We start from the raw sequence: 23,738 nt of genomic DNA on the forward strand, positions 1-23,738 counted from the left end.
GTGGGTACAGCGCTCGCCGGGTTCCCCGTCAGGGGCGAAAGCACGCACCCGGTTCGCTTCGCGGGGCTGATACGCGTGCGTCGGATGTTGAACAAGTGATCTAAATAAACTCATGGGTAAGTTGGCATGATTTGTCCCCATCAGGTGCACTAGAGGAGAAGCATCCGCTTCCCCCCAAGGAGATGGTGCAATGTCCTCCACCGAGAAGGTCACCAAGGAACTGACGGGCATCCAGAGTGCCGACATCGAGGCGGCGCTCGACCCGGCAGAAACCGACGGCATCTACCGCGACAGCCGTGAGTGCGCCGCACTCGCGCTGTTCAAGGGCGGATTCGGTCTCCTCCTGTCGCCGCCCACCCCGCGCCCCAAGAAGGGTTGAGTGGACCGACAGGAGCAACCATGAAGCAGTCAGGCACTTCGTCTCTCTTGCAGGACGCGGTGCAGGACCTCGCTTCCGGCGTGGTCTCCGCTCTTCGGAGCGGAGACCACGCTCGTGCGGCCGCCCCCGTGGCGGTCGACCCGGAAGCTGAGGGCCTAGCCCTCGCGGCCGTACGTGTGCTGGGAGCCGACGCGTTGCTGCCGAGCACCCTTCAGCACACCCCGCCCCCGCCCGACGAACTCGCCGTGTTCCGGAAGGCCGTGGAGGCCTATCCGCCCGGCGCCCACGCCGCCCCCACCGTCGTGTGGAGCCACTGGGCCATGCGACGCACGCTGCGGCGGCTCGATCCGGGCCACGCCGTCGGCCCCGACGAAGAACCGGACGCGGCCTGGCTCGAGGGCGCGAGCTGGCAACTCCTCACGCACCAGCTCGCGGTGCTGGCCGCCCTCGCCCTGCCCGGCGAGGACAGCGCGGTCGCCCGCGCGGCCGTGCACCGGCCGGTCGACGTCGCCCGCGGCTTCGTACGCGCCGTACGCCGCAGGGACTGGCGGCAGGCGGCAGGCGCCGGACGCTGGCTGACCCTGCTGGACGGCGTACCGCGGACGCTGGGGCTCGAGAACGGCCTGGACTTCGTCGAGCTGATGGGCGGTCAGGACCCGCTCGTGGCGCTGCAGGTGCGGGCGGCGCGGCTGACACGGACGGGAGCGTTCGTGTGAGCGACGCACGGGGGCCACGGCAGGTGGCCGAGGACGCGCTGGCCTGGGTGTCCGCACATCGCGAGCGGTTCGCGCTGGGCGAGGACGCGCTGGCCGCCGACGGACAGGTGAACCGCAGCTGGAAACCGCTCGGGGAGCTGGCCCAGGTGTGCGCGACCGTCTCCCTGCACACCGCGCCCCCGGATCCGCTCCACGCGTGCGCGGCCGACCTCATGGCCTTCGCCTGGCAACAGACCGGCCGGGGAGAGCTGTTCGTCCGTCTGCAACGGCTGGAGCCCTTCGCCACCTACCCGTTGGAGGTGTACGCCGCCATGGCCGCGGCGGGTCTGCGGCACCCCGGCTACGAGGCGGCCACCGCCACGGTGGCCCGCACCCTCGGCTGGCGGCTCACCGAACAGGAGCCCACCCGGCGGCTCGGCGTCCTGAACGCCGAGACCCGCAGCGGCATCCGGCAGTCCGACGCGATGCCGCAGGCGCTGCGGCACACCTGGCTGGCCGGGCTGCCCGAGCCCTGGACCTTCGAGCAGTCCTCCGGCTACTCCCTCACCCACGTCGTCTTCCACCTCACCGACTGGGGACGCGCCGGGCCCGGGGGCGTACCACCGGACGTGGCCGACTACCTGGCCGACTGGCTGCCGCCCTGGCTCGACACCTGTCTGGACGCCGGGATGTGGGACCTCGGCTGCGAGCTGCTGGCCGTGGCGGCGAGCCTGCCCCTGCTGCCCGAACCCGCCGTCCTCGAGGACGCCTGGGCACGGGTCGCGGCGGTACAGCACCCCACCGGCGCGATCCCCGAGCAAGGAGGCGGAACGGACCACGACGGCGGCCCGGACTTCCTCACCCACTACCACCCCACCCTCATGGCCGCCTTCGCGGCAACCCTCACCACAGGGCGTCTCGAGGACGGAGCCCGGGCGGGCACGCACCACCGGCCCGGCGGACAAGGAGTGCTGGGATGACCGACACCCGCCTGATCCACAACGTCGGGGCCGGCGCCCTGGAATGGCTGTGGGCCCACCGCGACGGATTCGAGCTGGAACCCGACGTCGACCCCGAGGTCGGATTCCTGGAGCGCTTCAAACCCATCGGCGAACTCGCCATGATCTGCAAGGTGCTGTTCCGCGAGGGCGTCGCGGGATCGCGCCAGGCACAGCTGGCCCGGCAACTCGTCGACCACGCCTGGCGCGAGACGCTGGACGGCGGCCGCATGCTGGTGCGCGGGCAGCTCACGGAGCCGATCTCCCCCATCCCGTTCGAGGTGTATCTGCCCTTCAAGGAACTCGGCTACAGCCAGCCGGAGGTGGAGCGGGCCGCCGCCCTGAACCACCGGCTGGACAGCTGGGTGGCGTTCGAGGCGACCCCCACCCGCAGGCTCGGACTGTCCGCTTTCCAGCGCCGGTTCGGTCTCCCGCCGCGCCCTCCGGAGGCCGAACTGCGGGACACCACCTGGCTGGCCCGCACCCCCGAGCCCTGGACGGTGGAAGGGCACATCGCCTACGACGTCACGCACAACGTGTTCCACCTGACCGACTGGGGAGAGAACCCGGACGGCCTGCCGCCCGCCACCGCCGACTACCTCGCGACCTGGCTGCCCGTCTGGATCGACGACTGGCTGGACCTCGAACGCTGGGACCTGCTGGGCGAACTGCTGGTGGTCGACGCCTGCCTGCCCCGCCCCACCCTGGACGAACGGGCCTGGGAGGGCTTCGCCGCCGCACAGCAGCCCGACGGGGCCATGCCGGCCCTGCGGACGATGCCCGAGGGCGACCCCGACGAGGTGTTCGACATCGTCTACCACCCGACCCTGGTCGCCGCCTACGCCTCCGTACTGGCCACGTCCCGCTCCCTGTCCCGCCTGGCACACGCCTCGTGACGATCCGCCGGCACCCCTCGCGGCGGGACGAACCGCTCGACGTCCCTCGCGCCACGGACGCGGCCGCCCACCCTGCCCCACCCGTCCGGTCACCGGAACCTGCCCCGGACGACGGGTCGCTCGGCGCGCGGCTCGCGGACGCCGTCACCGCGGCCGACGCGCCGGACGTCGTCTTCGCCCTCTCACGGCACGGCCGCCGCATCGTCCTGAGCGGCGGCACCGCCCCGCCTCCGCCGCTTCCCCGGGAGGAGCTGCGGTACGAGATCGGCTCGGCGGCCAAGACGTTCACCGGGCTGCTACTGGCCCGGCTGATCCACAGCGGAAGGCTGTCCGGCGGTGAGCCTGCCATCGCCTTCCTGGACAGGGGGCGGCCGGCCGGTGCCCACCCGGTGACGCTCGCCCATCTGATCACCCACACCTCCGGACTGCCCGCCCTGCCGCCCGGCTTCCTCCTCCGGGCCCTGCCCGCCTGGCACACCAACCCCTACGGCCGCTTCCCGGCCGCCCGGGTCGTCGACGCCTTCCTGCGCCACGGTCCGCGCCACCGCCCCGGCACCCGGTGGCGCTACTCCAACTACGGCGTCGCCGTGCTCGGGCACGCGCTCGCCGCCGCGACCGGCACACCGTGGGAGGACCTGCTCACCGGCCAGGTCCTGCACCCGCTCGGCCTGGCCGGCACGACCCTGCGCGCGGACGACTCCGGGTTCGACGCACTCGGGCACGGCAGGGACGGCCGGTCACCCGTGCCCGCCTTCGACGCCGGAGGCTTCCAGGCCGCGGGCGCCGTACGGGCCACGCCGCACGACCTGCTCACCTTCCTCGAGGCCCATCTGGACCCCACGGGCCGATCACCACAGCTCACCGCGGCTCTGCGCGAGGTGCGCCGACCCGTGCTCCGCCGGGGCATCGGGCACCGGCACGTCCACACCACCGCCTGGTTCCGTCACCCGGCTGACGGCGGACCGGTGTACTTCCACAGCGGGGCGACCCTCGGCCAGCAGGCGTTCCTGGGCTTCCGCCCCGACACCGGCACGGCCCTGGCCGCCGTGTGCACCCGCCGCTTCCGCGGCCACGACCCGTTCCTGGCGTCCGCCTACGCGCTGCTGACGGGGGAGTAGCGCGGAGAGCAGCGGGCCCGGCCCGGCGCCCACGGCACATGCCGCGCCGGCGCCGGGCAGCCCTGATTCCTCGTCACACGCGCTGCCACAGGGCCGGAGTCCGGGTGGGCGCCCAGGGGCCCTGGGCCTGGTGGGTCTGCAGGCACCGGTAGCGCACCCCGGCGTGGCTCACCATGACACCGGCCTCGTAGACACGGCCGGCGGCCCAGGTCTGCGCGACGTTGCCCTGCGGTGCCGCGGCTTCGGCGACCGCGGTCCTCAGAGTGAGGCCGAAGTCGCTGAGCAGCGGATTGATCGGCTGGAAGAACGTCGTACCCCCGCTCTTGCAGTCGCCCGTACCACCGGAGGTCACGCCCTGCGCCTGGACGCCCGCGACGTAGGGCCCGCCGGAGTCGCCCGGCTCGGCGCACACCGTCGTCCGGGTCAGCCCGTCCACCCTGCCCTCGGCGTAGCTGACACTGGCGTCGAGCTGCTCGATCTTGCCGCAGTGCCACCCGGAGGTGGAGCCGGAGCGGCAGACGGCGGCCCCGACGAGCGCCTGGACCGAGCCGGTGACCTGCACCTTCTGCTCGCCCTCGACCTTCACGTTCGCCGTGGTCGTCCACTGGTCGTTGACCGCCACCCACGACATGTCCTTGCCGGGGAACGTGGAGGCCTGGAACGTGCCCTGCTCCGCCTGGTTGAACCCGGTCGTCGCGGCTCCCTTCTTGCCGCAGTGGCCCGCCGAGGCGAAGCCCTGCTGCTGGCCCTTGGTGACGGAGAAGCCGATCGAGCAGCGGGCGCTGCCGTTGATGTAGTAGGGATCGCCGCCGGTGATGTCCGCCATGAGGCGCGGCCGGTCCGCCGTCACCGTGACGCCCACGGACTTGGCGTCGAGGCCCGCGGCCTTGACGAACGCGGCGGCCGCGGTCTTGCTCCGGGCCTGCATCGCGACCCGGTTCGCCGGAATGTCGACGTACCACAGGGGCGTGTCGCGGGTGTCGGCACGGGCCGCTGCCCCGTCCAGCTTCTTCTTCGCCGCCTGGAGGTCTCGGAGCGTCTTCTTCACGACGGCGGCCTTGGCGCCCTGGGCCTTGATGGCGGGCACATCAGCGGTGTTGGTGGTCGCCACCACGAGCTCCTGCGCTGTCGTGCCGCGCAGCCAGGCCCCCGCGAAGCGGTTGCCCAGGGCGTTGCGCAGCCGCCCCGCCCGGGTGCCCGCCTCCGCCTCGTTGACCAGCCGCCGGGATGCCTGGGCCGGGGTCAGCCCGAGGTCGCGCTGCAGAGCACGCAGCACCGGAGCCGACGGCCGGTCGGCGCCGAGGGTCTGGGCGGCCGAGGGCAGCGGGCCCGCGGGGGGCGTCGGCTCGGCCGCCACGGCGGAGGGGAGCCCGGTGGCGACGAGCGCGCCGAGTGCGGTCAGGGCCGCCCGGCGGCCGGTCACGGCGTGTCTGTGGACCATGCGATGTGTCTCCTTCGATCACGGTGGAACTGCGGTACTGCGGGAACCGGGCGTGTCACGCGGACTTCAGGCCGGGCGAACCCACCTCCGTGACGAAGGACGCGGTCGTCGAGACGGTGCCCCCGGGCTGTGTGATGGACGGGACGGTCCGGAAGTCGACCTGGGCGTTCGCGCGGCCGAGTTCCACCCGGACGTAGCCGCGCCGGCCGTCGTAGTACTTCATATGGGGGTTGGCCCGCAGATAGGTGTCCCAGTTGTCGGGCTTCTCGGTCCCGTTGCCGCCGCTGGAGATGGAGGTGCAGGTGAACTCCGTGCCCAGCGTCCTGGACTGCGGGTCGTCGAAGTCGTCCTTGATGTCGAAGGCGTACCCGACGTGGACATCGCCGGTGAGGATCATCCAGTTGTCGATGCCCGCGGCCTTCGCGCCCGCCGTGACCCGGTCGCGGGAGGCTCCGTAGCCGTCCCAGGCGTCCATGGAGACCCGGGCAGGCCCGGTCACATCGAACTTGCGCTGTGAGAAGCACACCTGCTGCGGCATCACGTGCCACAGCGCGGAGGAGTCACGCCAGCCGTCCAGCAGCCAGCGTTCCTGCGCGGCGCCGGTCAGGGTGCGGGCCGGGTCGTCCGACTCGGTGCCCGGCGCGTGCGGCCGGTCGTCGTAGGCCTGGTCGGATCGGTACTGGCGGGTGTCGAGCAGGTCGAACTGGACGAGTGACCCCCAGTTCAGCCGGCGGTACAGCCGGGCGTCGGGCCCTTGCGGCAGCTGTTCGGCGCGCAGCGGCTGGTTCTCCCAGTAGGCCCGGTAGGCGGCGGCGCGTCGCGCCAGGAACTGGTCCGGGGAGGTGCCGTTCTCGTCGAAGGCGCCCGCGTAGTTGTTCTCCGTCTCGTGGTCGTCCCAGGTGACGAGGAACGGGTGCCGGGCGTGTGCGGCCCGCAGGTCCGGGTCGTTCTTGTAGAGCGCGTAGCGCAGCCGGTAGTCCGCGAGGGTGGTCGTCTCGCGGTTGAACACGTCGGGCAGCTTGCGGTCGCTGTAGCGGCGGGCCCCGCCGGCGGAGTCCACCGGATACTCGTACAGGTAGTCGCCGAGGTGGAACACCACGTCGACGTCCTCCTCCGCCAGATGCCGGTGGGCGGTGTAGTAGCCGTCCTGGTAGGCCTGGCAGGCCACGGCGGCCAGCCGCATGCCGGCGGTTGCGCTGCCCGCGGCCGGTGCCGTACGGGTCCGGCCCGTGGGGCTGATCCAGCTGCCCACCCGGAACCGGTAGTAGTAGTGGCTGTTCGGCCTCAGGCCCTTGACGTCGACGTGCACGCTGTGGGCGTACTCGGGATGGGCCGTGGCGACACCCCGCTGCTCGACGAGCGCGAACCACTCGTCCAGGGCCACTTCCCAGGAGACGGCGACCCGCTCCTGGCCCAGGCCGCCGTCCACGGTGAACGGCTCGGGGGCCAGCCGTGTCCAGATCAGCACCGAGTCGGGCAGCGGATCGCCGGAGGCGACGCCGAGGGTGAAGGGGTCGTCGGAGACCCGGGCGGCGTCGAGTTCCGGAGCGGCGGTGGCGCCGCGGGCCGGCCGGTTGGTGCTGAAGGCGAGCATCGCCGCCGCCGCGGTGACGGTCAGGAAACGGCGGCGGGCGACGTGCGGCGCCGCGGAGCGCAGTACGGCGTCGTGCGGGGAGAAGGCATGCTCGGACGGTGCTTTCCGACGGCCCGTCAGCGCCATCTGGTGTCCTCTCGTACGGGGCAGGGCGCCCCGGACGGACGCGTGGGGCATCGCCGACGTGGGGAGCGCGGAGCATGCATGCTAAGCAGACAAAATGCCTGAAGCGGGCGCGACCTGCGGGGCGTTCACACCAGAGGCGGTACGGGAACAGCGACTCGCGTCATCTGCGGCGGAGCACGGAAAACGCCGCCGGCGTCGGCCGGCGGCGGGAGAGCAGGGGTCGGGAAGGGGGGCGGGGCTAGCGGGCCGCCTCGGCGGCGGCCCCGGTGGTCGCGTGGTCACGCACCGGCAGGTGGTAGACGTGGAACGCCCGCCCGATCACCGGCTGGGCGACATTGCGCACCCGTACGCCGCCGCTCGTCATGCCGTGCTCCGTGCCGGCGTGCGCGTGCCCGTGCACCGCGAGGTCGGCGCCGGCCGTGTCGATCGCCTCGGCCAGCAGATAGCTGCCCAGGAACGGATAGATCTCCAGCGGTTCGCCGGCCAGCGTGTCCGGTACGGGGGAGTAGTGGGTCAGGGCGATCCGCGCGTCACAGCCCTCCTCGCCGAGCTGTTCCAGGGATGCCCGCAGTCCGTCGGCGCAGCGGCGCGAGTGCCTGACGAACTCCTTCATGACGGGCTCGCCGAACTCCCCGGCGCAGCGGCCGACGAAGCCGCCGCCGAACCCCTTGGTGCCGGCCACGCCGATCCGCGCCCCGCCGCACGGCACGACCGTCCCCCGCCCCTCGAGGACTTGGGCTCCGGCGTCCCTGAGCACGGCCGTGACCTCGTCGGGCTTGTCGTCGTGATGGTCGTGATTGCCCAGGACGGCGACCACCGGCACCCCGAGGCCCTGGATCTCCCGGGCCACCACCCGGGCCTCCTCGGGAGTGCCGTGCCGGGTGAGGTCCCCGGCCAGCAGCAGGAGGTCGGCGCACTCGGGCAGGGTCTCGAACGCGGGGCGGAGCAGGCCCTGGCTGTCGGGCCCCATGTGGATGTCTCCGACGGCTGCGATACGGATCATGAGAGTTCCTCCGCGTGGTCGGGGGAGGACGCCTCGGTGACCACGAGGTCGCTGTGCACCGGTGTCCCGGCGAGCTCCTCGAGGGCGGTGCGCAGGATCTCGTCGCGGCAGGGGGCCGAGGGCACGGTGCCGGTGAGCAGCACCGTCCCGCCGCGGGCCTCGGCCCGTACGCCCAGTTCACCGAGTTCGCCGGAGGCGAGGCGGTCCTGGAGGTGGGCGATGCGGTAGTCCAGGCTCTGTGCCGGCGGCGCGCCGCCCGTGTCCTGGGAACCGTGGGTGCTCATGGGTGCTCCTTCAGATGACGTCGAGGCGCTCCAGGAGGAAGAAGAAGGCGGCGGGCATGGGCGCGTCCCCGCACTCGCGCCGTACCCGCTCCCAGTCGACCTTCTCCCGCAGGGCGCGCGCGATGGGAAGGGCGGCGCCGAAGTCGCAGTGGTGCTCGGAGAAGGCGGCGGCCAGGCTCCACAGCAGGTCGGTCGGGGCCAGCACGGGCATGCGCACCGAGTCGACCGAGATCTCCTCCGCCCGCTCCAGCATGTCCGCGCCGACCGGCCGGTCCGCCAGCTCGAAGATGATGTCGACGGGCTGGCCGAAACACGTGGCCTTGATCAGCCAGTCCTCCGGCGGCGTGTAGACGGTCAGTCCCGCGTCCCGGAGCGTGACGGCCACCGCCTCGGCGTCCTCGGGGCGGATGGCGAAGTCGACGTCGTGCTGGAGGTTCTTCTCGCCCCCGTGCGCGTAGGCGGCCACGCTCCCGGCCAGCGCGAAGAGATGCCCCTTCCGCTTCAGCAGGGAACCGACCTGCTTGGCCGCCTCCAGAATGGCCTGGTTGCGATCCAGGGGCAGTTCGTGCGGGGGCTCGCCGGCCTGCGGGTCCTGGGGTGGCGCGGGCTCGGTCCGGTCCGGAGCCAGTCGGAGGTCGGGTATCCCCGGCCGCCGGACGAGCGTCGCGTCATCACCGTTCTCCGTCATGACCACTCCATTCGCCGAACCGGACACTCCGCTGCCACAAGGGCCGCGTGCCCGCTCTGAGTACCCAGCGCGCCTGTGCCGACACGGAAGGCTGCGACTCCCTGCTCCGGCCGAACAAGACAAGCGCTCACACCGTCGACGAAGGAATATGGGGCAAGAAGCTGGAAAACCGGTTGAAGCCGGATAAAAAACGCGCCTGTGGAGGTCGGCATGAACCAGGAGACATCACGTTCGTCTGATCTTCCGCAGCCGTTGCGGGCCGTGGTCTCGGGCCTGAGGCATCTGCCGGGTGCCGAGCAGGTGGGCAAGGTGGCCGGAGGAGCCCTGGACAAGGTCGGCGCGGTGTCGCCGCGCGGCCGCCGGATGGCCGTCTACGCCGGTGCCGGGGTGCTCGGTGTGGCCGGAGTGGTGGAGTGGCCGGTGGCCCTGACCGGCGCCGCCGTCGCCTGGCTGACGCAGCCCCGGCACGGACAGGAGCCCGACGGCGCGTCACCGAACGGCGGTACGCGGACCGCCCGGGCCGGTGAACGCCGCGAGGGCACCGGTGCCCGGGACACGCCGGACGATCAGGACACCTCCGAGTACGGCCCCGGCGGCAGGCTCGCCGCGTCCCACTACCGGCACGACCGGCCCGAACAGCACGTCCACGAACAGCCCGCCAAGGTGGGCGACACCGCCACCGCCTCCGCGCTGAAGCAGGTCGCCGAGGCCACCGCGCACCACGAGGCGCACGGCGAGGAGCCGGACCGGGAACACCCGCACCCGCAGGGACACGACAGCCGGTCCGCCGGCTGAGTCGGGACAGCGGCAGATGCTCACACGCTTCGACGTCGCCCCGTTCGTCGGGGCCGTGGCCGGGGCGGCCGCAGGGGCCGTCCGCAACACCGCCCAGGGCGTGACGTCCGTCTACGACACCACGCGGCGCGTGCGCAACGTCGCGCGCAACGCCCTGACCGGAGGGCAGCACTGGAAGGCCGGGCAGCACGTCCACCTCGCCCTGCGGAGCTCCGACGGCGAGGCCGGCACGCTCGCCCGCGAGATGGCCGGGGAACTGCTCGACCACCCGGACGTCCTCATGGCGTACTGGGACGAGGGACTGTCCCGCATGGTGATCACCGTGGCCGAGGAGGCCGCCACCGACCGGGTCACCGAGCGGGCCGCCGCACTCGCCGCCCGCTTCGGCCTGGACGAGGGCGCCGACCCGAACGCCCGGGACACCAGCCACCCCGGCGACCCCACCGAAGTACGCGTGACCGCGGCGGCGATCCTGCTGGACGCCGCCGGCGCGGCCGGCGCCCTGGTCGGCCGGTCCCTTCGCCTGCCGCCCACCTCACGCATCATCACCGCCACCGTCACCCTGCTGCGCGAGAACCCCCGCTTCCGCGCCCTGCTCCGGGAGCGCTTCGGCAGCTCCGGCATGGAACTCGTCCTCGCCGCCGCCAACGCCGCCGCACACGGCGCCGGCCAGACCCCGCTGGCGCTCGTGCTCGACGGCGCCCTGCGCGGCACCCAGCTGACGGAGGCCGTCGCCAGGGCCGCGGCCTTCGAGGCGCTGCACGACGACATCGTCCACGAACGGCGCATCAGCCTGCCCTGCCCCCCGGACACCCGGCCGCCCCTCAAGGTGACGCCCGCCGCGGAGTACGCCTCCCACGCGAGCACGGGCAGCCTCGCCGGCGCCGCCGCCACCCTCCTCGTCACGCACAGGGCCGGCGACGCGGCCGAAGCGGTCCTCGCGGGATCCCCGAAGGCGGCCCGTTACGGACCGGCCGCCTTCGGCGCTACCCTCGGCACCTTCCTCGCCCACGCCGGGATCCTCCTGCGCAACGGGGAGCGCCTGCGGCAGCTGGAGATCGCCGACGCCCTGGTCCTGCACGCCGACGCCCTGCGCAGCCGGCGGGAGGACACCGAGGACGACTCCGACGGGCTGCCCGACGACCCGGTCCACCCCTTCGCCGAGGCCGTCCTCGACGCCGCCCGCAGGGCGGGACTGCACGTCGTGATCGCCGGCGGCTCCGACCTGAAGGACATCACCCGGCTCGCCGACGAGGTCGCCCCGGGCGCGAAACCGTTCGGAGACGTCGTACGGGGCCTGCAGCAGGACGGGCACGTGGTGGTGACCGTCGCCCGCCTCAGGGCGTCCGGCGACGGACACGTGGCGGAAGGACTGCCCGCGGGCGACGTGGCCATCGCCCTCACCGACGGACGGGCCGCCGTCTCCTGGGGCGTCGACGCGCTGGCCCCGGGCGGCCTCGCCGACGTCTGGCGGCTGCTGACCGCGATCCCCGCGGCCCGGCGCGTCGGACGCCGGTCGCAGACCCTGGCCCGCGCGGGCGCCGCCCTGTCCGGGCTCCTGGTCGCCCGCGGCGGACAGCGCCTGGGCCGACTCGGCATGTGGCCCCTCACCCGGCACGCCCCCGTCAACATCGCCGCCGCCAACGCCCTGCTCACCGGCTGGCTCGCGGCCGTCCGGGTGGCCCGGGCCACCCCGCCCCCGCCACGACTGCACATCCCCTGGCACGCCCTCGAACCCCACGAGGCCCGCGACCGGCTGGGACGCGCCGGGCGCGACGACGAGCCCCGCGGACTCGCCCTGCTCGCCGACCGCTCGCGACAGCAGGCCGGACGCCTGATCCGCCACCCGGCCGTGACCCCCGCCCGCTGGACGTGGCAGGCGGCCGGTGCCGTACGCCGCGAACTCGACGACCCGCTCACCCCCGTCCTGGCCACGGGCGCCGTCGCCTCCGCGCTGCTCGGCTCGCTCGTCGACGCCCTGCTGGTCGTGGGCGCCATGGACCTCAACGCCGTGACGGGCGGACTCCAGCGGCTGCGCGCCGAACAGGCACTGGCCCGGCTGGCCGCCCGGCAGCAGCCCAAGGCCCGCAAGCAGGACAGGCACCGGCGCACCGTCACCGTCGACGCCGCCCGGCTGCGGCCCGGCGACGAGGTCAGCCTCGGCGCCGGCGACGTCGTACCCGCCGACGCCCGGCTGCTGGAGGTCGACGGCCTCGAGGTAGACGAGTCCGCACTCACCGGCGAGTCCCTGCCGGTGACCAAGGCCGTCGACGCCACTCCCGGACTGCCGGTGTCCCAGCGCACCTGCATGGTGTTCGAGGGCACGACCGTCGTGGCCGGACGCGCCACCGCCCTCGTCGTCGACACCGGCGACCAGACCGAGGCGGGCCGCGCCGTCACACTCGCCGCCCGCACACCGCCGCCCGCGGGCGTCCAGGCCCGGCTGCAGGAACTGACCCGCAAGGCCCTGCCGGTGACCTTCACGGGCGGCGCCGCCGTGACCGGACTGTCCCTGCTGCGCGGCAGCCCCGTACGACGCGCCGTCAGCGGCGGTGTCGCGGTCGCCGTCGCCGCCGTTCCGGAAGGACTCCCGCTCGTCGCCACGGTCGCCCAGATGGCGGCCGCCCGGCGGCTGTCCCGGCGCGGCGTCCTGGTCCGCACCCCGCGCACCCTGGAGGCGCTCGGGCGCGTCGACACCGTCTGCTTCGACAAGACCGGCACCCTCACCGAGAACAGACTGCGCCTGGTCCGCGTCGCCACCGCCGACGGCACCGTCCTCGAGACCGGCACCGAACAGGCCCTGCCGGTCCTGCGCCTGGCCGCGCGCGCCTGCCCGCAGGAGGAGACTGGACAGGGCCGCCGTGTCGCGCACGCCACCGACGAGGCCGTCCTCGACGTCGCCCCGCCCGACGAGGGCTGGGCCCCGACCGGAGAGCTGCCCTTCGAGACACGGCGGGGCTACGCCGCGGCGGTCGGCCGCGACGGCGACCCGGACTTCGGTGAACTCCTCGTCGTCAAGGGCGCCCCGGAGACGATCCTGCCCGCCTGCCGGGACCTCCCCGGCCACGCGACCGACACCGCCCACGAACTGGCGGGAAAGGGGCTGCGTGTCCTCGCCGTCGCCCGGCGCCCCTGCCGGGCCGACGACGCCGACGCCGAACTCGAGGCGCCGCTCGCGGACCTGGAGTTCAGCGGTTTCGTCGCCCTCGCCGACGTCCCGCGCGACACCTCGCACGCCCTGCTCGCGGAACTCCGCCGCTCCGGCATCCTGCCCGTCATGCTCACCGGCGACCACCCCGAGACCGCCCGCGCCATCGCCCTGCAACTGGGCTGGCCGGAGGAGACCGAGGCGGTGACCGGCGACGAACTCGTGGCCATGGAACGCCGCGAACGGGTCCGGGTCCTGCGCGGCGCGGGCGTCATCGCCCGGGTCGCACCCGAGCAGAAGCTGCACGTCGTCGAGGCGCTGCAGCAGGCCGGACGGGTCGTGGCGATGGCCGGCGACGGTGCCAACGACGCCGCCGCCATCCGCGCCGCCGACGTCGGGGTCGGCGTCGAGTCCCGCGGCTCCGCGGCCGCCCGCAACGCCGCCGACCTCGTGCTCACCACGGGCGACCTGTCCGTCCTCGTCGACGCGGTCGCCGAGGGCCGTGCCCTGTGGCGCAGTGTCGCCGACGCGGTGAGCATCCTCATCGGCGGCAACGCCGGCGAGGTCGGCTTCAGCGTCCTCGGCACACTGCTGGCCGGCGCCTCACCCCTGTCGACTCGTCAGCTGCTGCTGGTCAACCTGCTCACCGACATGTTCCCGGCCATGGCGGTGGCGGTCACGCCGAGCGCCGACCCGTCGACGGCGGAGCACGCCGCGACCGGCCCGATGGGCCTCAACGTCCTCGGCGCCCCGCTGCTGCGCTCCATCCGGCGCCGGGGCATCACCACCTGCCTGGGCGCGGTCACGGCCTACCTCATCGGCCGCCTCACCCCGGGCACCGAACGCCGGTCCACCACCATGGCCCTGTGCGGCGTGGTCGGCGCCCAGCTCGTGCAGACCCTCTCCGGCCGCCGTCACAGCCCCCTGGTGTGGGTGACGGCCCTCGGCTCGGCCGCCGTGCTCGCCGCGCTCGTCCAGACCCCCGGCGTCAGCCACTTCTTCGGCTGCACCCCGCTCGGCCCGGTGGCCTGGGCGGGCGTGGCCGTGGCCATCGTCCTCTCGGCCCTGGCCCCGCGCCTGGAACACCTCCGGGCCGTCCACCTCCTCTACGAGGCGGTGACACGCCTCGCCCTGCGCCTGGGCGACCTGAGCCGGCAGGCCCGGGAACTGCTGCAGAGCGGGATCGCCCGGCCTGTGGTGGCGTAGCGGGCGAGCGCACACGGCAGAAAGCTGCCGCCACCACTGCACGTGGTGGCGGCCGCCCGCTGTCGCCGGCTCAGACCGCGCCGCGCCAGGCACCCGTCTCCGACCCCCGGGCCTCCATGAACTGCTTGAACCGCCGCAGGTCACCCGAGACCTGCCGCTTGACGAACCCGAGCTTGTCGCCCACGGTCTCGGTCAGCCCGACGGGGTCGAACTCCAACTGCAGCATGACCTTGGTCGTGTCGTCCTGGATGCGGTGGAAGGTGACCACACCGGCCTGCCTGGCCTCCCCGCCCACCGTCGTCCAGGCGACGCGCTCGTCGGGCACCTGCTCGGTGATCTCCGCGTCGAACTCCCGCTCCTGGCCGCCGACCTTCGTCACCCAGTGCGTCAGCGTGTCGGTGCGCTGTTCGATGCGCTCGACGCCCTCCATGAACTGGGGAAAGTCCTCGAACTGGGTCCACTGGTTGTAGGCGGTGTGCACCGGGACGCGGACCTCGATGGATTCCTCTACCTGTGACAAGGCGGTACCTCCCTTTCTCGTACGGAGAGCGACGGACGGGTACCAGATCTCGCGCAGGACACTCATGCTCATCACGACTTGTAAGGTCGGATGCCGTGGCCACCTTGCTGATCGTCCATCACACGCCCTCGCCCAACTGCCAGGCGATGTTCGAAGCCGTCGTCTCCGGGGCGACGGACCCCGAGATCGAGGACGTCCGGGTCGTACGCCTGCCCGCGCTGTCCGCCACCGCCTCCGACGTCCTCGCTGCCGACGGCTGCATCCTCGGCACCCCCGCGAACCTCGGCTACATGTCGGGCGCCCTGAAGCACTTCTTCGACCAGGTCTACTACCCGTGCCTGGACGCGACGCGCGGCCGGCCCTTCGGCTTCTACGTGCACGGCGGCAACGACGTGACCGGAGCGGTGCGGGGCATCGAGTCCATCACGACGGGCCTCGGCTGGCGCCGCACCGCCGAGGCCGTGACCGTCACCGGCGAGCCGGACAAGGGCGACATCGAGAGGTGCTGGGAACTGGGCGCGACGGTCGCCGCCGGACTCATGGGCTGACCAGGTCAGGTTTCCTCGACGCGGCGCCGGTCCTCCTCGTCCCACGCACGGGTGTCACGCGGCTGGGTGTACGGCTCGTCGTCCGGCGGATGCCCGCCGGCGACGGCCCGCTGCCGTACCGTCTCCGCGTCGAACTCCAGGCCCAGCAGGATCGCCAGATTGGTGATCCACAGCCACACCAGGAAGATGATGACACCGGCCATCGTGCCGTAGGTCTTGTTGTACGAGGCGAAGTTGGCCACGTACACGGCGAAGCCCGCCGATGCGGCCAGCCAGATCAGCAGGGCCAGCACACTGCCCGGTGTGACCCAGCGGAATCCCTTCACCTTGGCGTTCGGGGTCGCCCAGTACAGGATCGCGATCATGATCGTGACCAGCACGATGAGAACGGGCCACTTGGCGAACGACCACACGGTCAGCGCGGTGTCGCCGATGCCCAGAGTCGTCCCGGCCTGACGGGCCAGCCCGCCCGTGAAGACCACGATCAGCGCGCTCACCGTGGCCAGCACCATCAGCACCACCGTCACACCCACCCGCACCGGCAGCACCTTCCACACCGGCCGCCCCTCGGGCATGTCGTAGACGGCGTTGGCGGAGCGGATGAACGCCGCCACGTAGCCGGAGGCCGACCACACCGCCAGGAGCAGACCGACGATCGCCACCAGTGAGCCGATGCCGGCGTTGCCCTGCAACTGCTCGACGGCCCGGGTGATGATGTCCCGTGCCGCGCCCGGAGCGAACTGCTGGATGTTCTCGAGCACCTTGTCCGTGGTGGATTTGCCGGTGATCCCCAGCAGCGACACCAGGACCAGCAGCGCCGGGAACATCGCCAGCACCGTGTAGTACGTCAGTGCCGCCGCCCGGTCGGTCAGCTCGTCCTTCTTGAACTCTCGCAGGCTCCCCTTCAGCACCGCACCCCACGACGTCCGGGGCAGCTCACTCGGCGTGTCGGGCGCCGCTCGCTCCACTTCTGGCCCCGGACCGGCCGTCTCGGGCGCCGGCGGCGGGCTCTCGGACTGCTCCGATGGCGGAGTCTCCGTCGCGTCATGTTCTTTTCGTCCTGGAATATGCAGCTTCACCATGTGAGCCGGGTAACCCCGGTCTCTGCCCTTAAGCGGTCAGCCCGCCTCGCGTGTTGCCATCAGCCGCCCCGGGCCGGTGCCCGCAGGGACTTGGTCCGACGCAGTGCAGCGCCAGCAGTTCCGCCCGGGGCGTCGGCCATTGCCTTCGCCGCGGCCAGGGACGCGGCGAGCCGCTTCGGGGCGCACGCAGCACTTCGTCACAGCGGGTTGAGGGAGCGCTCCCACACCGTGCACGATGCCGTCATGACCGCGTCCCCCGCCATCCGCCCGTACCGCCCCGAGGACCGTCCGGCCCTCGACGACATCTGTATCCGCACCGCGCACGCAGGCCAGGACGGCCGCCCCCACTACGCGGACCCGGGCATCTTCCCGGTGACCTTCGCGGCTCCCTACGTCCGTCTGGAGCCGGAACTGGCCTTCGTCCTGGACGACGGACGGGGGCGGGCGGTCGGGTACATCCTCGGCGCCGCCGACACCCCGCGCTTCGCTGCTGAGTTCCGCACGGCATGGCTGCCCCTGGTCGCCGGCCGCTACCCGGAACCGCCCGAGCCGCCGCGCACCCCGGACGAGGAGATGGCCCATCTGCTGCACCACCCGGAACGGATGGTGCTGCCCGAACTGGCCGCGTATCCCGCGCATCTGCACATCGACCTGCTGCCCGGCTGGCAGGGCAGGGGCCACGGACGCCGCCTGATGCGGACGCTCCTCGGGACCCTCCAGGACAGGGGAGTCCCGGCCGTCCACCTGGCCATGGCGACCGCCAACACCGAGGCCAGGGCCTTCTACGACCGTCTGGGGTTCCGCGAGATCGACGTGCCGGATGCCGGCTCGGCCACGTACCTCGGACGCACCACGAAGGAACTCGACCGGCTCTGACGGAAGTGGCGCAATCGTGCGTTGCCGACTGGTGCCATCGGGCGCAGCGTGGGAGTGCGGGAGCGCTCCCACGTCGCGCCCGCACTCCCCACGCACGGCACACCGCAAGCACCGCAACCCCCACATCCGAAAGAGGAGATCATGAATTGTCATGGTCATGACCATAATCAAGCCCGTTCGGTCAGGTCCCGTCTGACGCTCACCCTGACCGTGCTGGTCGCCGCGCTGCTCAGCCTGATCCCATGGAGCGGCACCGCCGTCGCCCACGGCTCGGTCGTCGACCCGGCATCCCGCAACTACGGCTGCTGGCTGCGCTGGGGGAACGACCACCTCAATCCCGCCATGGCCCAGCAGGACCCCATGTGCTGGCAGGCGTGGCGGAGCGACGCGAACGCCATGTGGAACTGGAACGGCCTGTACCGCAACGGCTCCGGCGGCAACTTCCAGGCCGTGGTGCCCAACGGCCAGCTGTGCAGCGGCGGCCGTACCGAGGGCGGCCGGTACAACTCCCTCGACACGGTCGGCGCCTGGAAGACGACGGACATCGGCGCCAACTTCACCGTGAAGCTGTACGACCAGGCCAGCCACGGCGCCGACTACTTCCTGGTGTACGTCACGCGGCAGGGCTTCAACCCCGCCACCCAGCCGCTGACCTGGAACGACCTCCGGCTCGTCACCCGCACCGGCAAATACGCGCCCAGCCAGAACTACGAGATCCCGGTGAGCACTTCGGGGCTGAGCGGCCGGCACGTCGTCTACACGATCTGGCAGGCGTCGCACATGGACCAGACCTACTTCCTGTGCAGTGACGTGAACTTCCGCTGACCTGCGGCTTCGGCTGCCGTACCCCGCCGGACGGGGCGAGTCCGGCGGGGTACGGCTGTGCGGGCTTTCTGAGAGTTCCCGAAGAATTTCAGGAGCGGCTGAACGCTCCGGTGCCCGCGCACGTATGAGGCGAGGGGATTTTCATGCCCGGCACGCCTCAAGCGCAGGAGAGCACCCTTGGCACGCAATTCGCGAAGACGCCCTACAGGCCCACGGCGCGCGACCTTCGCCGCAGTCGCGCTGATGCTGGGCGGAGGCGGCCTGATGGCGGCGAACGTCTACGCCTCGGCCACGGACGGCGGATCGGGCGGTGAGTCCGCCCAGACGCGGTCCGGTACGGGGGTGCGGACCGCCGGCGCCACGATCGACTGCCCGGACGTCGGCAGCAAGCTGACCTCGGTCCCCGAGCAGGCGAGGGCGGAGGTCGACAAGGAACTCGCCCTCCTGGACGAGCAGATCGCCAAGGCCTACCAGCGGCTGAGCGAGTCGGCGCAGGAGATCCAGCAGGATTCCGGCTTCGCCGACAACGCGATCATGAATCCGCTGAAGGAGAAGCGGGGCGCGACCCTCGAGCGCATCGCCATCGCCATCGACCGGGTGGGCGACCGCCCCGAGGGACTCGACGCCCTCGCGGCCTGCACCGTCCGGGACTCCGGCAACCAGGCGCCCGAGCAGGGCGAGGGCCAGGACGGCGACGGCGAGGAGCAGCCCGGCGAGGAGCAGGACCAGGGCGGCCAGGAACAGGGGAACGGCCAGGAGCAGGGCCAGGGCAACAACGGCGGACAGGCGGGCAACGGACCGGTCGCCGCCGACTTCGCGGACATCACCAGTGTCCAGCCCAATGTGAACAGCCCCCGCCAGAAGGACAACGCCTCCCGCGGCACCTTCGCCACCAGTTGCGGCGTGAACGAGAACGGCCTGTTCAACTCCGACAACATCATCGCCGCCCCGGGTGTCACCAACGGCGCCCACCACTTCCACGACTACGTCGGCAACCAGGCCAACAACGCCTTCGCCAGCGACCAGGACCTCGCGAACGCCGAGACCAGCTGCGACGATCAGGGCGACAAGTCCTCCTACTACTGGCCCGTCGTGCGCGTGCAGAACGGCACCCAGGAGCAGGACGCCAACTCGCCCGGCGGCGGCATCGAGGGCAACGCCGGCGCGATCGTCACACCGAAGCAGGTCACGCTCGACTTCGTGGGAAACCCGCGCGACAAGGTGACCGCCATGCCGCGGCTGCTGCGCATCATCACCGGCGACGCCAAAGCGTTCGTCAACGGCACGGCCAACGCCAACGCCTCCTGGAGCTGCACCGGCTTCGAGGACCGGCAGCTGAAGGACAAGTACCCGCTCTGCCCGAAGGGCAGCGACGTCGTGCGCTCCTTCAAGTTCCAGAGCTGCTGGGACGGCCGCAACATCGACAGCGCCAACCATCGCACCCACGTGGCGTTCGCCGACGCCTCAGGCGCCTGCCCGTCCGGCTTCCGGCCGATTCCGCAGCTGGTCCAGCGCATCGTCTACGACGTCGACGCGCCGAGCCTGAACGACGGCGGCCGTACGACACCGCTGTTCGCGGTGGACTCCTTCCCCGAGCAGCTGCACAAGCCGGTCACGGACCACGGCGACTTCATCAACGTCTTCGACGAGGACCTGATGGGGGAGATGGTCGACTGCATCAACGACGGCCGGAAGTGCGGAGCCGGAGCGGAAGGCGAGCCGAGCGAGCAGCCGAGTGAGCAGCCGGGCGAGCAGCCGAGTGAGGAGCCCGGGGCGGGCGAGGAGCCGAGTGAGGAGCCGACGAAGACCCCCGAGGCTCCGCAGGAGCAGCCCACCCGCACCCCGGACGCCCCGCAGGGCGGCAACGCGGGTGGCAAGCCCGGCGACACGGGCAACGGCGGCAAGGACGAGGCTTCCAAGCCTCCGGCGACGGACAAGCCGGCCCCCGAGCCGGAGCCCAGCGACCCGCCCGCCGGCGAAGCCGAGGTGTACGCGACGCCCTCGGCGAAGTCCGGTGACCAGGGCGGCTCGAAGGACGGCAGCGGCGAGGACTCGGACGGACTAGGCCAGTCCCAGGCCGTCGGCACGGCGACCAGCGCCGCCGCGACCCCGGCGACCCCGCCCCGGACCGAGCCCCAGGCGGTCGGCAGCGGCAGCCTGGCCGAGACCGGCGCTCAGCTCTGGCCGGCCGCGGCAGGCGCCGTACTCGTCATGGCGGGCTTCGTGGTCCTCCGCCGCTCCAGGCGCAGCTGACACGACAACGCCCTGACGTGCCCCGGGAACGGCGGCGGGATCCCCCTCGGATCCCGCCGCCGTTCCCGCGCGTCCGTGCCGGGGCGATACGGATCCGACCGGCTCGGTCTCCGGCGTCCGGCACCCTTCGGCCAACCCCGAAGTGCGCACCCTCTAGCGTGATCCCATGGACAGCACCTGGAACGCCGGACGCGGCGTCGGAGTCGCGGCATGACGCCCTGGGAGATGGCGGCCGTGTTCGCGGCCGGTACGGGCGCCGGTGCCGTCAACGCCGTCGTCGGCTCGGGAACGCTGATCACCTTCCCGGTGCTGCTCGCCACCGGACTGCCACCGGTCACGGCGACCGTGTCCAACGGGCTCGGGCTGGTTCCCGGCTCGATCAGCGCGGTCATCGGCTACCGCGAGGAACTCCGGGGGCAGAGACGGCGCGTCCTCCTGCTCGGCATCGGTGCCGTGCTGGGCGGCCTCGCGGGCGCCGTGCTGCTGCTGACCCTGCCCGCCGCGGCCTTCGAGCGGATCGTGCCGGCCCTGGTGGGCCTCGCCCTGGTCCTGGTGGCCTGCCAGCCCCTCATCGCCGGGTGGGTGCGCCGCCGCCGTCGCCGCACCGGCGGCCGCGCCCGTCCCGACGGCGGTCCGCTGCTGTTCACGGGGCTGACGCTCGCCAGCGTCTACGGCGGCTACTTCTCCGCCGCGCAGGGCATCATCTACGTCTCCCTGATGGGCATGCTGCTCGACGAGACGCTCCAGCGGCTCAACGCCGTGAAGAACGTGCTAGCGGCCGTCGTCAACACCGTGGCCGCGCTGCTCTTCGTCTTCTTCGCGGAGTTCGACTGGACGGCAGTCCTCCTCATCGCCGCCGGGTCCGCGCTGGGTGGCCTCGTCGGAGCCAGGACGGGCCGGCGCTTCAGCCCCGCCGTCCTGCGGACCCTGATCGTGTCGGTCGGCGCCGTCGCCCTGGCGCACCTCGTGCTCCACTGAGGCCGGCCCGCTACCGCGCCGGACGGGCGCCCTCGGCCTTCTGTTCCCCCTCGGCGTCGATGTGGGGCAGCACCCGGTCCAGCCAGTGCGGCGTCCACCAGGCGTGCCGCCCGAGCAGCGTCATCACGGCCGGCACCATCAGCAGCCGTACCACGGAGGCGTCGATGAGCACACTGACGGCCAGCCCCAGTCCCAGCATCTTGACCACGATGTTGTCGCTGATGATGAACGCCGCGAACACACTCACCATGATCAGCGCGGCACTGGTGATGACCCGCGCCGTGATCTCCAGCGCGTGCGCCACCGACCCCTTGGCGTCCCCGGTACGCAGCCACGCCTCGTGGACGCGGGACAGCAGGAAGATCTCGTAGTCCATGCTGAGGCCGAAGATGATGGCGAACATCATCATCGGCACATAGCTCTCGATGGGCACCTTGCCGTGCACGCCGAGCGCGGGCCCGCCCCAGCCCCACTGGAACACGGCGACGACCACGCCGTACGAGGCGGCGATCGACAGCACGTTCAGCACGGCCGCCTTGACGGCGACGAGCAGTCCCCGGAACACGGCCAGGATGATGAGGAACGCCAGGCCCACCACGACGGCGATGATCACGGGCAGCTGGGAGGCGACGATGTCACGGAAGTCGACCTGCGTCGCCGTCGTGCCGGTGACGTACCCCTTGGCGTCCGTCCCCTGGACGACGTCCGGCAGCGTGTCGTCGACGAGACGGTTGGTCAGGTCCGTGGTCGCGGCGTTCTGCGGCGACTTGGTCGAGTAGACCGTGCCGACCAGGACGTCCCCGTCCTGGGTGGGTGTCAGGGGCGTGACGGCGGCGGCTCCTTCGACCGAGCCGAGCGTCGTCTGGGCGCGCGAGGCCAGATCGTCGCGCTGCGAGTCCGGCACGTTCGTCTGGTCGATGACGACGGTGAGCGGACCGTTGGACCCCGGCCCGAACGCGTCGGTCATCAGGTCGAACGCCCGCCGGTCGGTGAAGGAGGTCGGGTCGGCGCCGTCGCCGATGTGGCCGAGCTGGATGGAGAACAGCGGGATCGCGAGCACCACGATCACGGCGACACCCCCCGACAGGAACCACAGCGGCCTGCGCTCCACCCGCTGCGCGTACCGGTGCCAGGTGCCCTGCGCCGTCTCACCCGCTTCGGCGTCGGTCTCGGCGACGGGGCGGCGCACGTGGTAGCGGTCGATGTGCCGGCCGATGAGGCCGAGCAGGGCGGGGACCAGCGTGAGCGCGCCGATGACGGCCGAGACCACGGTGACGGCGGCGGCGAGACCGAGCAGGGAGATGAAGGAGACCCCGGACGCGGACAGGCCCGCCAGGGCGATGATCACCGTACAGCCGGAGACGAGGACGGCGTGGCCGCTGGTGCTCGCGGCCTGCCCGGCGGCCCGTACCGGGTCCGCGCCGTCGATGATGTTCTGCCGATGACGGGTGATCATGAACAGGGCGTAGTCGATACCGACACCGAGACCGATCATGGTGGCCAGGGTCGGTGAGACCGTCGCGAAGGTGAACGCGGCGGCCAGCAGCCCGAGGATGGCGAGACCTCCGACGACGCTGATCAGCGCGGTGAGCAGCGGAATGACGGCGGCGATCACGCTGCCGAACCCGACCAGCAGCACGATGATGGCCACACCGAACCCGATCAGCTCGCTCACCCGGTCGTCGGCGGCGGGCCGCGCGAGTTCGCCGAGCGGCCCGCCGTACTCCACCTCCGCTCCCGCGGAACGCAGCGGCTGTACGGCGGAGTCGACGCCGTTGAGGTATCCGGCGCCGAGGGTCGAGGGCTGCACATTGAAACGGACCGTGATGTACGCCGTCTTCTTGTCGTCCGACAGCGGCCCGACGTTCGGCTGCTGCGAGGACGAGCCCGGGGCGGTCAGCGGGTTCTGGGCCGACAGGACGTGCGGGAGCTTCTCCAGGTCGGCGACCGTGGTGGACATCTGCGAGCTCAGCGCCGTCAGGTCCTGGCTGTCGTCGTGCAGCACGATCTGGCTGCTGTAGCCGCCGGCCTGCGGATCGTGCTCCTTCAGTACGTCCAGGCCCTTCTGCGCCTGCGCCTGCGGCAGGGAGAAGTTGTCGGAGTACGCACCCCCGGACACATGGTTGACGACCTGGAGAGCCACCAGCGCCACGAGCCAGGCTCCGATGACGATTCCGAAGTGGCGTGCGCACCATTCGCCCAGCCGCCGCAGCAGACCCGCACGCGCGGGCTTCTTGTCCCCTTCACCGGTGCGGGAGTGCGGCATCTACGTGGCTCCTGTGTCG

Annotated in this window: 20 protein-coding genes; 12 read left to right on the forward strand and 8 right to left on the reverse strand. The window is 72.3% G+C overall.

All coding sequences use genetic code 11. The features are described from left to right. Positions 1-190: 190 nt before the first annotated feature. The 5 genes from ACFT32_RS13830 to ACFT32_RS13850 are packed head-to-tail and all read left to right on the forward strand — an operon-like array spanning position 191 to position 4,086. Entirely contained in the window at positions 191-379 is a 189-nt protein-coding gene (locus tag ACFT32_RS13830; protein ID WP_382488642.1) for a hypothetical protein, read from the forward strand. Between the two features lie 20 nt (positions 380-399). Next, positions 400-1,095: a hypothetical protein gene (locus ACFT32_RS13835; protein ID WP_382488644.1), complete on the forward strand. Its 696-nt coding sequence runs from the start codon at positions 400-402 to the stop codon at positions 1,093-1,095. Beyond that, on the forward strand, positions 1,092-2,054 hold the full coding sequence (locus ACFT32_RS13840; RefSeq protein ID WP_382488646.1) for a DUF6895 family protein: 963 nt from the start codon (positions 1,092-1,094) through the stop codon (positions 2,052-2,054). The genes ACFT32_RS13835 and ACFT32_RS13840 overlap by 4 nt, the downstream gene beginning before the upstream one ends. Next, complete coding sequence (locus tag ACFT32_RS13845; protein WP_382488648.1) at positions 2,051-2,968, forward strand: DUF6895 family protein; 918 nt, start codon at positions 2,051-2,053, stop codon at positions 2,966-2,968. Before ACFT32_RS13840 ends, ACFT32_RS13845 begins: the two co-directional genes overlap by 4 nt. A gap of 2 nt (positions 2,969-2,970) precedes the next feature. Next, a complete protein-coding gene (locus tag ACFT32_RS13850) occupies positions 2,971-4,086 on the forward strand; it encodes a serine hydrolase domain-containing protein (protein ID WP_382488907.1) in 1,116 nt (371 codons plus the stop codon). A gap of 73 nt (positions 4,087-4,159) precedes the next feature. Here the strand turns inward: ACFT32_RS13850 and ACFT32_RS13855 are convergent, their stop codons facing one another. The 5 genes from ACFT32_RS13855 to ACFT32_RS13875 form a co-directional block, all read right to left on the reverse strand. Next, positions 4,160-5,527 (reverse strand): carbohydrate-binding protein, encoded by a 1,368-nt coding sequence (locus tag ACFT32_RS13855; RefSeq protein WP_382488650.1) that lies wholly within the window; start codon positions 5,525-5,527, stop codon positions 4,160-4,162. Between the two features lie 55 nt (positions 5,528-5,582). Further along, positions 5,583-7,247: an alkaline phosphatase D family protein gene (locus ACFT32_RS13860; RefSeq protein ID WP_382488652.1), complete on the reverse strand. Its 1,665-nt coding sequence runs from the start codon at positions 7,245-7,247 to the stop codon at positions 5,583-5,585. A 238-nt stretch (positions 7,248-7,485) separates the two neighbouring features. Continuing rightward, complete coding sequence (locus ACFT32_RS13865) at positions 7,486-8,250, reverse strand: metallophosphoesterase (protein ID WP_382488654.1); 765 nt, start codon at positions 8,248-8,250, stop codon at positions 7,486-7,488. Beyond that, the gene (locus ACFT32_RS13870) at positions 8,247-8,534 is read right to left on the reverse strand and encodes a BON domain-containing protein (protein ID WP_382488655.1); all 288 of its coding nucleotides are present in this window, start codon (positions 8,532-8,534) and stop codon (positions 8,247-8,249) included. Before ACFT32_RS13870 ends, ACFT32_RS13865 begins: the two co-directional genes overlap by 4 nt. A gap of 10 nt (positions 8,535-8,544) precedes the next feature. Beyond that, complete coding sequence (locus ACFT32_RS13875) at positions 8,545-9,222, reverse strand: nucleotidyltransferase family protein (protein ID WP_382488657.1); 678 nt, start codon at positions 9,220-9,222, stop codon at positions 8,545-8,547. Positions 9,223-9,432: 210 nt separating this feature from the next. On the opposite strand from ACFT32_RS13875, the gene ACFT32_RS13880 reads away from it, so the two are divergent. Both ACFT32_RS13880 and ACFT32_RS13885 read left to right on the forward strand, forming a co-directional pair. Next, positions 9,433-10,017 (forward strand): hypothetical protein, encoded by a 585-nt coding sequence (locus tag ACFT32_RS13880; RefSeq protein ID WP_382488659.1) that lies wholly within the window; start codon positions 9,433-9,435, stop codon positions 10,015-10,017. A gap of 16 nt (positions 10,018-10,033) precedes the next feature. Then, positions 10,034-14,371, forward strand: coding sequence for an HAD-IC family P-type ATPase (locus ACFT32_RS13885; RefSeq protein WP_382488661.1), 4,338 nt, complete (start codon positions 10,034-10,036; stop codon positions 14,369-14,371). A 70-nt stretch (positions 14,372-14,441) separates the two neighbouring features. Here ACFT32_RS13885 and ACFT32_RS13890 read toward each other — a convergent pair whose 3' ends face one another. Further along, on the reverse strand, positions 14,442-14,891 hold the full coding sequence (locus ACFT32_RS13890) for an SRPBCC family protein (RefSeq protein ID WP_382488663.1): 450 nt from the start codon (positions 14,889-14,891) through the stop codon (positions 14,442-14,444). A gap of 95 nt (positions 14,892-14,986) precedes the next feature. On the opposite strand from ACFT32_RS13890, the gene ACFT32_RS13895 reads away from it, so the two are divergent. Continuing rightward, the gene (locus tag ACFT32_RS13895; protein WP_382488665.1) at positions 14,987-15,439 is read left to right on the forward strand and encodes a flavodoxin family protein; all 453 of its coding nucleotides are present in this window, start codon (positions 14,987-14,989) and stop codon (positions 15,437-15,439) included. A 5-nt stretch (positions 15,440-15,444) separates the two neighbouring features. On the opposite strand, the gene ACFT32_RS13900 is transcribed toward ACFT32_RS13895, so the two are convergent. Next, entirely contained in the window at positions 15,445-16,521 is a 1,077-nt protein-coding gene (locus tag ACFT32_RS13900; protein ID WP_382488667.1) for a YihY/virulence factor BrkB family protein, read from the reverse strand. 243 nt (positions 16,522-16,764) lie between these two features. On the opposite strand from ACFT32_RS13900, the gene ACFT32_RS13905 reads away from it, so the two are divergent. From ACFT32_RS13905 to ACFT32_RS13920, 4 genes are all read left to right on the forward strand, one after another. Next, positions 16,765-17,397 (forward strand): GNAT family N-acetyltransferase, encoded by a 633-nt coding sequence (locus tag ACFT32_RS13905; protein WP_382488669.1) that lies wholly within the window; start codon positions 16,765-16,767, stop codon positions 17,395-17,397. Positions 17,398-17,538: 141 nt separating this feature from the next. Continuing rightward, positions 17,539-18,222 carry a lytic polysaccharide monooxygenase gene (locus ACFT32_RS13910; protein WP_382488671.1) on the forward strand — a complete coding sequence of 228 codons (684 nt, stop codon included), beginning with the start codon at positions 17,539-17,541 and terminating at the stop codon, positions 18,220-18,222. A gap of 264 nt (positions 18,223-18,486) precedes the next feature. Continuing rightward, positions 18,487-20,475, forward strand: a complete 1,989-nt coding sequence (locus tag ACFT32_RS13915) for a DUF1996 domain-containing protein (RefSeq protein ID WP_382488672.1) — start codon at positions 18,487-18,489, stop codon at positions 20,473-20,475. Positions 20,476-20,685: 210 nt separating this feature from the next. Next, the gene (locus tag ACFT32_RS13920) at positions 20,686-21,453 is read left to right on the forward strand and encodes a sulfite exporter TauE/SafE family protein (protein ID WP_382488674.1); all 768 of its coding nucleotides are present in this window, start codon (positions 20,686-20,688) and stop codon (positions 21,451-21,453) included. A 10-nt stretch (positions 21,454-21,463) separates the two neighbouring features. Here the strand turns inward: ACFT32_RS13920 and ACFT32_RS13925 are convergent, their stop codons facing one another. Next, positions 21,464-23,719 carry an MMPL family transporter gene (locus ACFT32_RS13925; RefSeq protein ID WP_382488676.1) on the reverse strand — a complete coding sequence of 752 codons (2,256 nt, stop codon included), beginning with the start codon at positions 23,717-23,719 and terminating at the stop codon, positions 21,464-21,466. Positions 23,720-23,738: the final 19 nt, after the last annotated feature.

It is taken from the genome of Streptomyces sp. NPDC057002 (genome assembly GCF_042673825.1).
Classification (GTDB): Bacteria; Actinomycetota; Actinomycetes; order Streptomycetales; family Streptomycetaceae; genus Streptomyces.

Coding starts and splice junctions, on each gene's coding strand:
- ACFT32_RS13885 (WP_382488661.1), top strand. CDS start 10,034: ATGCTCACACGCTTCGACGTCGCCCCGTTCGTCGGGGCCGTGGCCGGG.
- ACFT32_RS13880 (WP_382488659.1), top strand. CDS start 9,433: ATGAACCAGGAGACATCACGTTCGTCTGATCTTCCGCAGCCGTTGCGG.
- ACFT32_RS13855 (WP_382488650.1), bottom strand. CDS start 5,527: ATGGTCCACAGACACGCCGTGACCGGCCGCCGGGCGGCCCTGACCGCA.
- ACFT32_RS13925 (WP_382488676.1), bottom strand. CDS start 23,719: ATGCCGCACTCCCGCACCGGTGAAGGGGACAAGAAGCCCGCGCGTGCG.
- ACFT32_RS13920 (WP_382488674.1), top strand. CDS start 20,686: ATGACGCCCTGGGAGATGGCGGCCGTGTTCGCGGCCGGTACGGGCGCC.
- ACFT32_RS13905 (WP_382488669.1), top strand. CDS start 16,765: ATGACCGCGTCCCCCGCCATCCGCCCGTACCGCCCCGAGGACCGTCCG.
- ACFT32_RS13835 (WP_382488644.1), top strand. CDS start 400: ATGAAGCAGTCAGGCACTTCGTCTCTCTTGCAGGACGCGGTGCAGGAC.
- ACFT32_RS13875 (WP_382488657.1), bottom strand. CDS start 9,222: ATGACGGAGAACGGTGATGACGCGACGCTCGTCCGGCGGCCGGGGATA.
- ACFT32_RS13910 (WP_382488671.1), top strand. CDS start 17,539: ATGAATTGTCATGGTCATGACCATAATCAAGCCCGTTCGGTCAGGTCC.
- ACFT32_RS13870 (WP_382488655.1), bottom strand. CDS start 8,534: ATGAGCACCCACGGTTCCCAGGACACGGGCGGCGCGCCGCCGGCACAG.
- ACFT32_RS13900 (WP_382488667.1), bottom strand. CDS start 16,521: ATGGTGAAGCTGCATATTCCAGGACGAAAAGAACATGACGCGACGGAG.
- ACFT32_RS13845 (WP_382488648.1), top strand. CDS start 2,051: ATGACCGACACCCGCCTGATCCACAACGTCGGGGCCGGCGCCCTGGAA.
- ACFT32_RS13860 (WP_382488652.1), bottom strand. CDS start 7,247: ATGGCGCTGACGGGCCGTCGGAAAGCACCGTCCGAGCATGCCTTCTCC.
- ACFT32_RS13915 (WP_382488672.1), top strand. CDS start 18,487: ATGGCGGCGAACGTCTACGCCTCGGCCACGGACGGCGGATCGGGCGGT.
- ACFT32_RS13830 (WP_382488642.1), top strand. CDS start 191: ATGTCCTCCACCGAGAAGGTCACCAAGGAACTGACGGGCATCCAGAGT.
- ACFT32_RS13865 (WP_382488654.1), bottom strand. CDS start 8,250: ATGATCCGTATCGCAGCCGTCGGAGACATCCACATGGGGCCCGACAGC.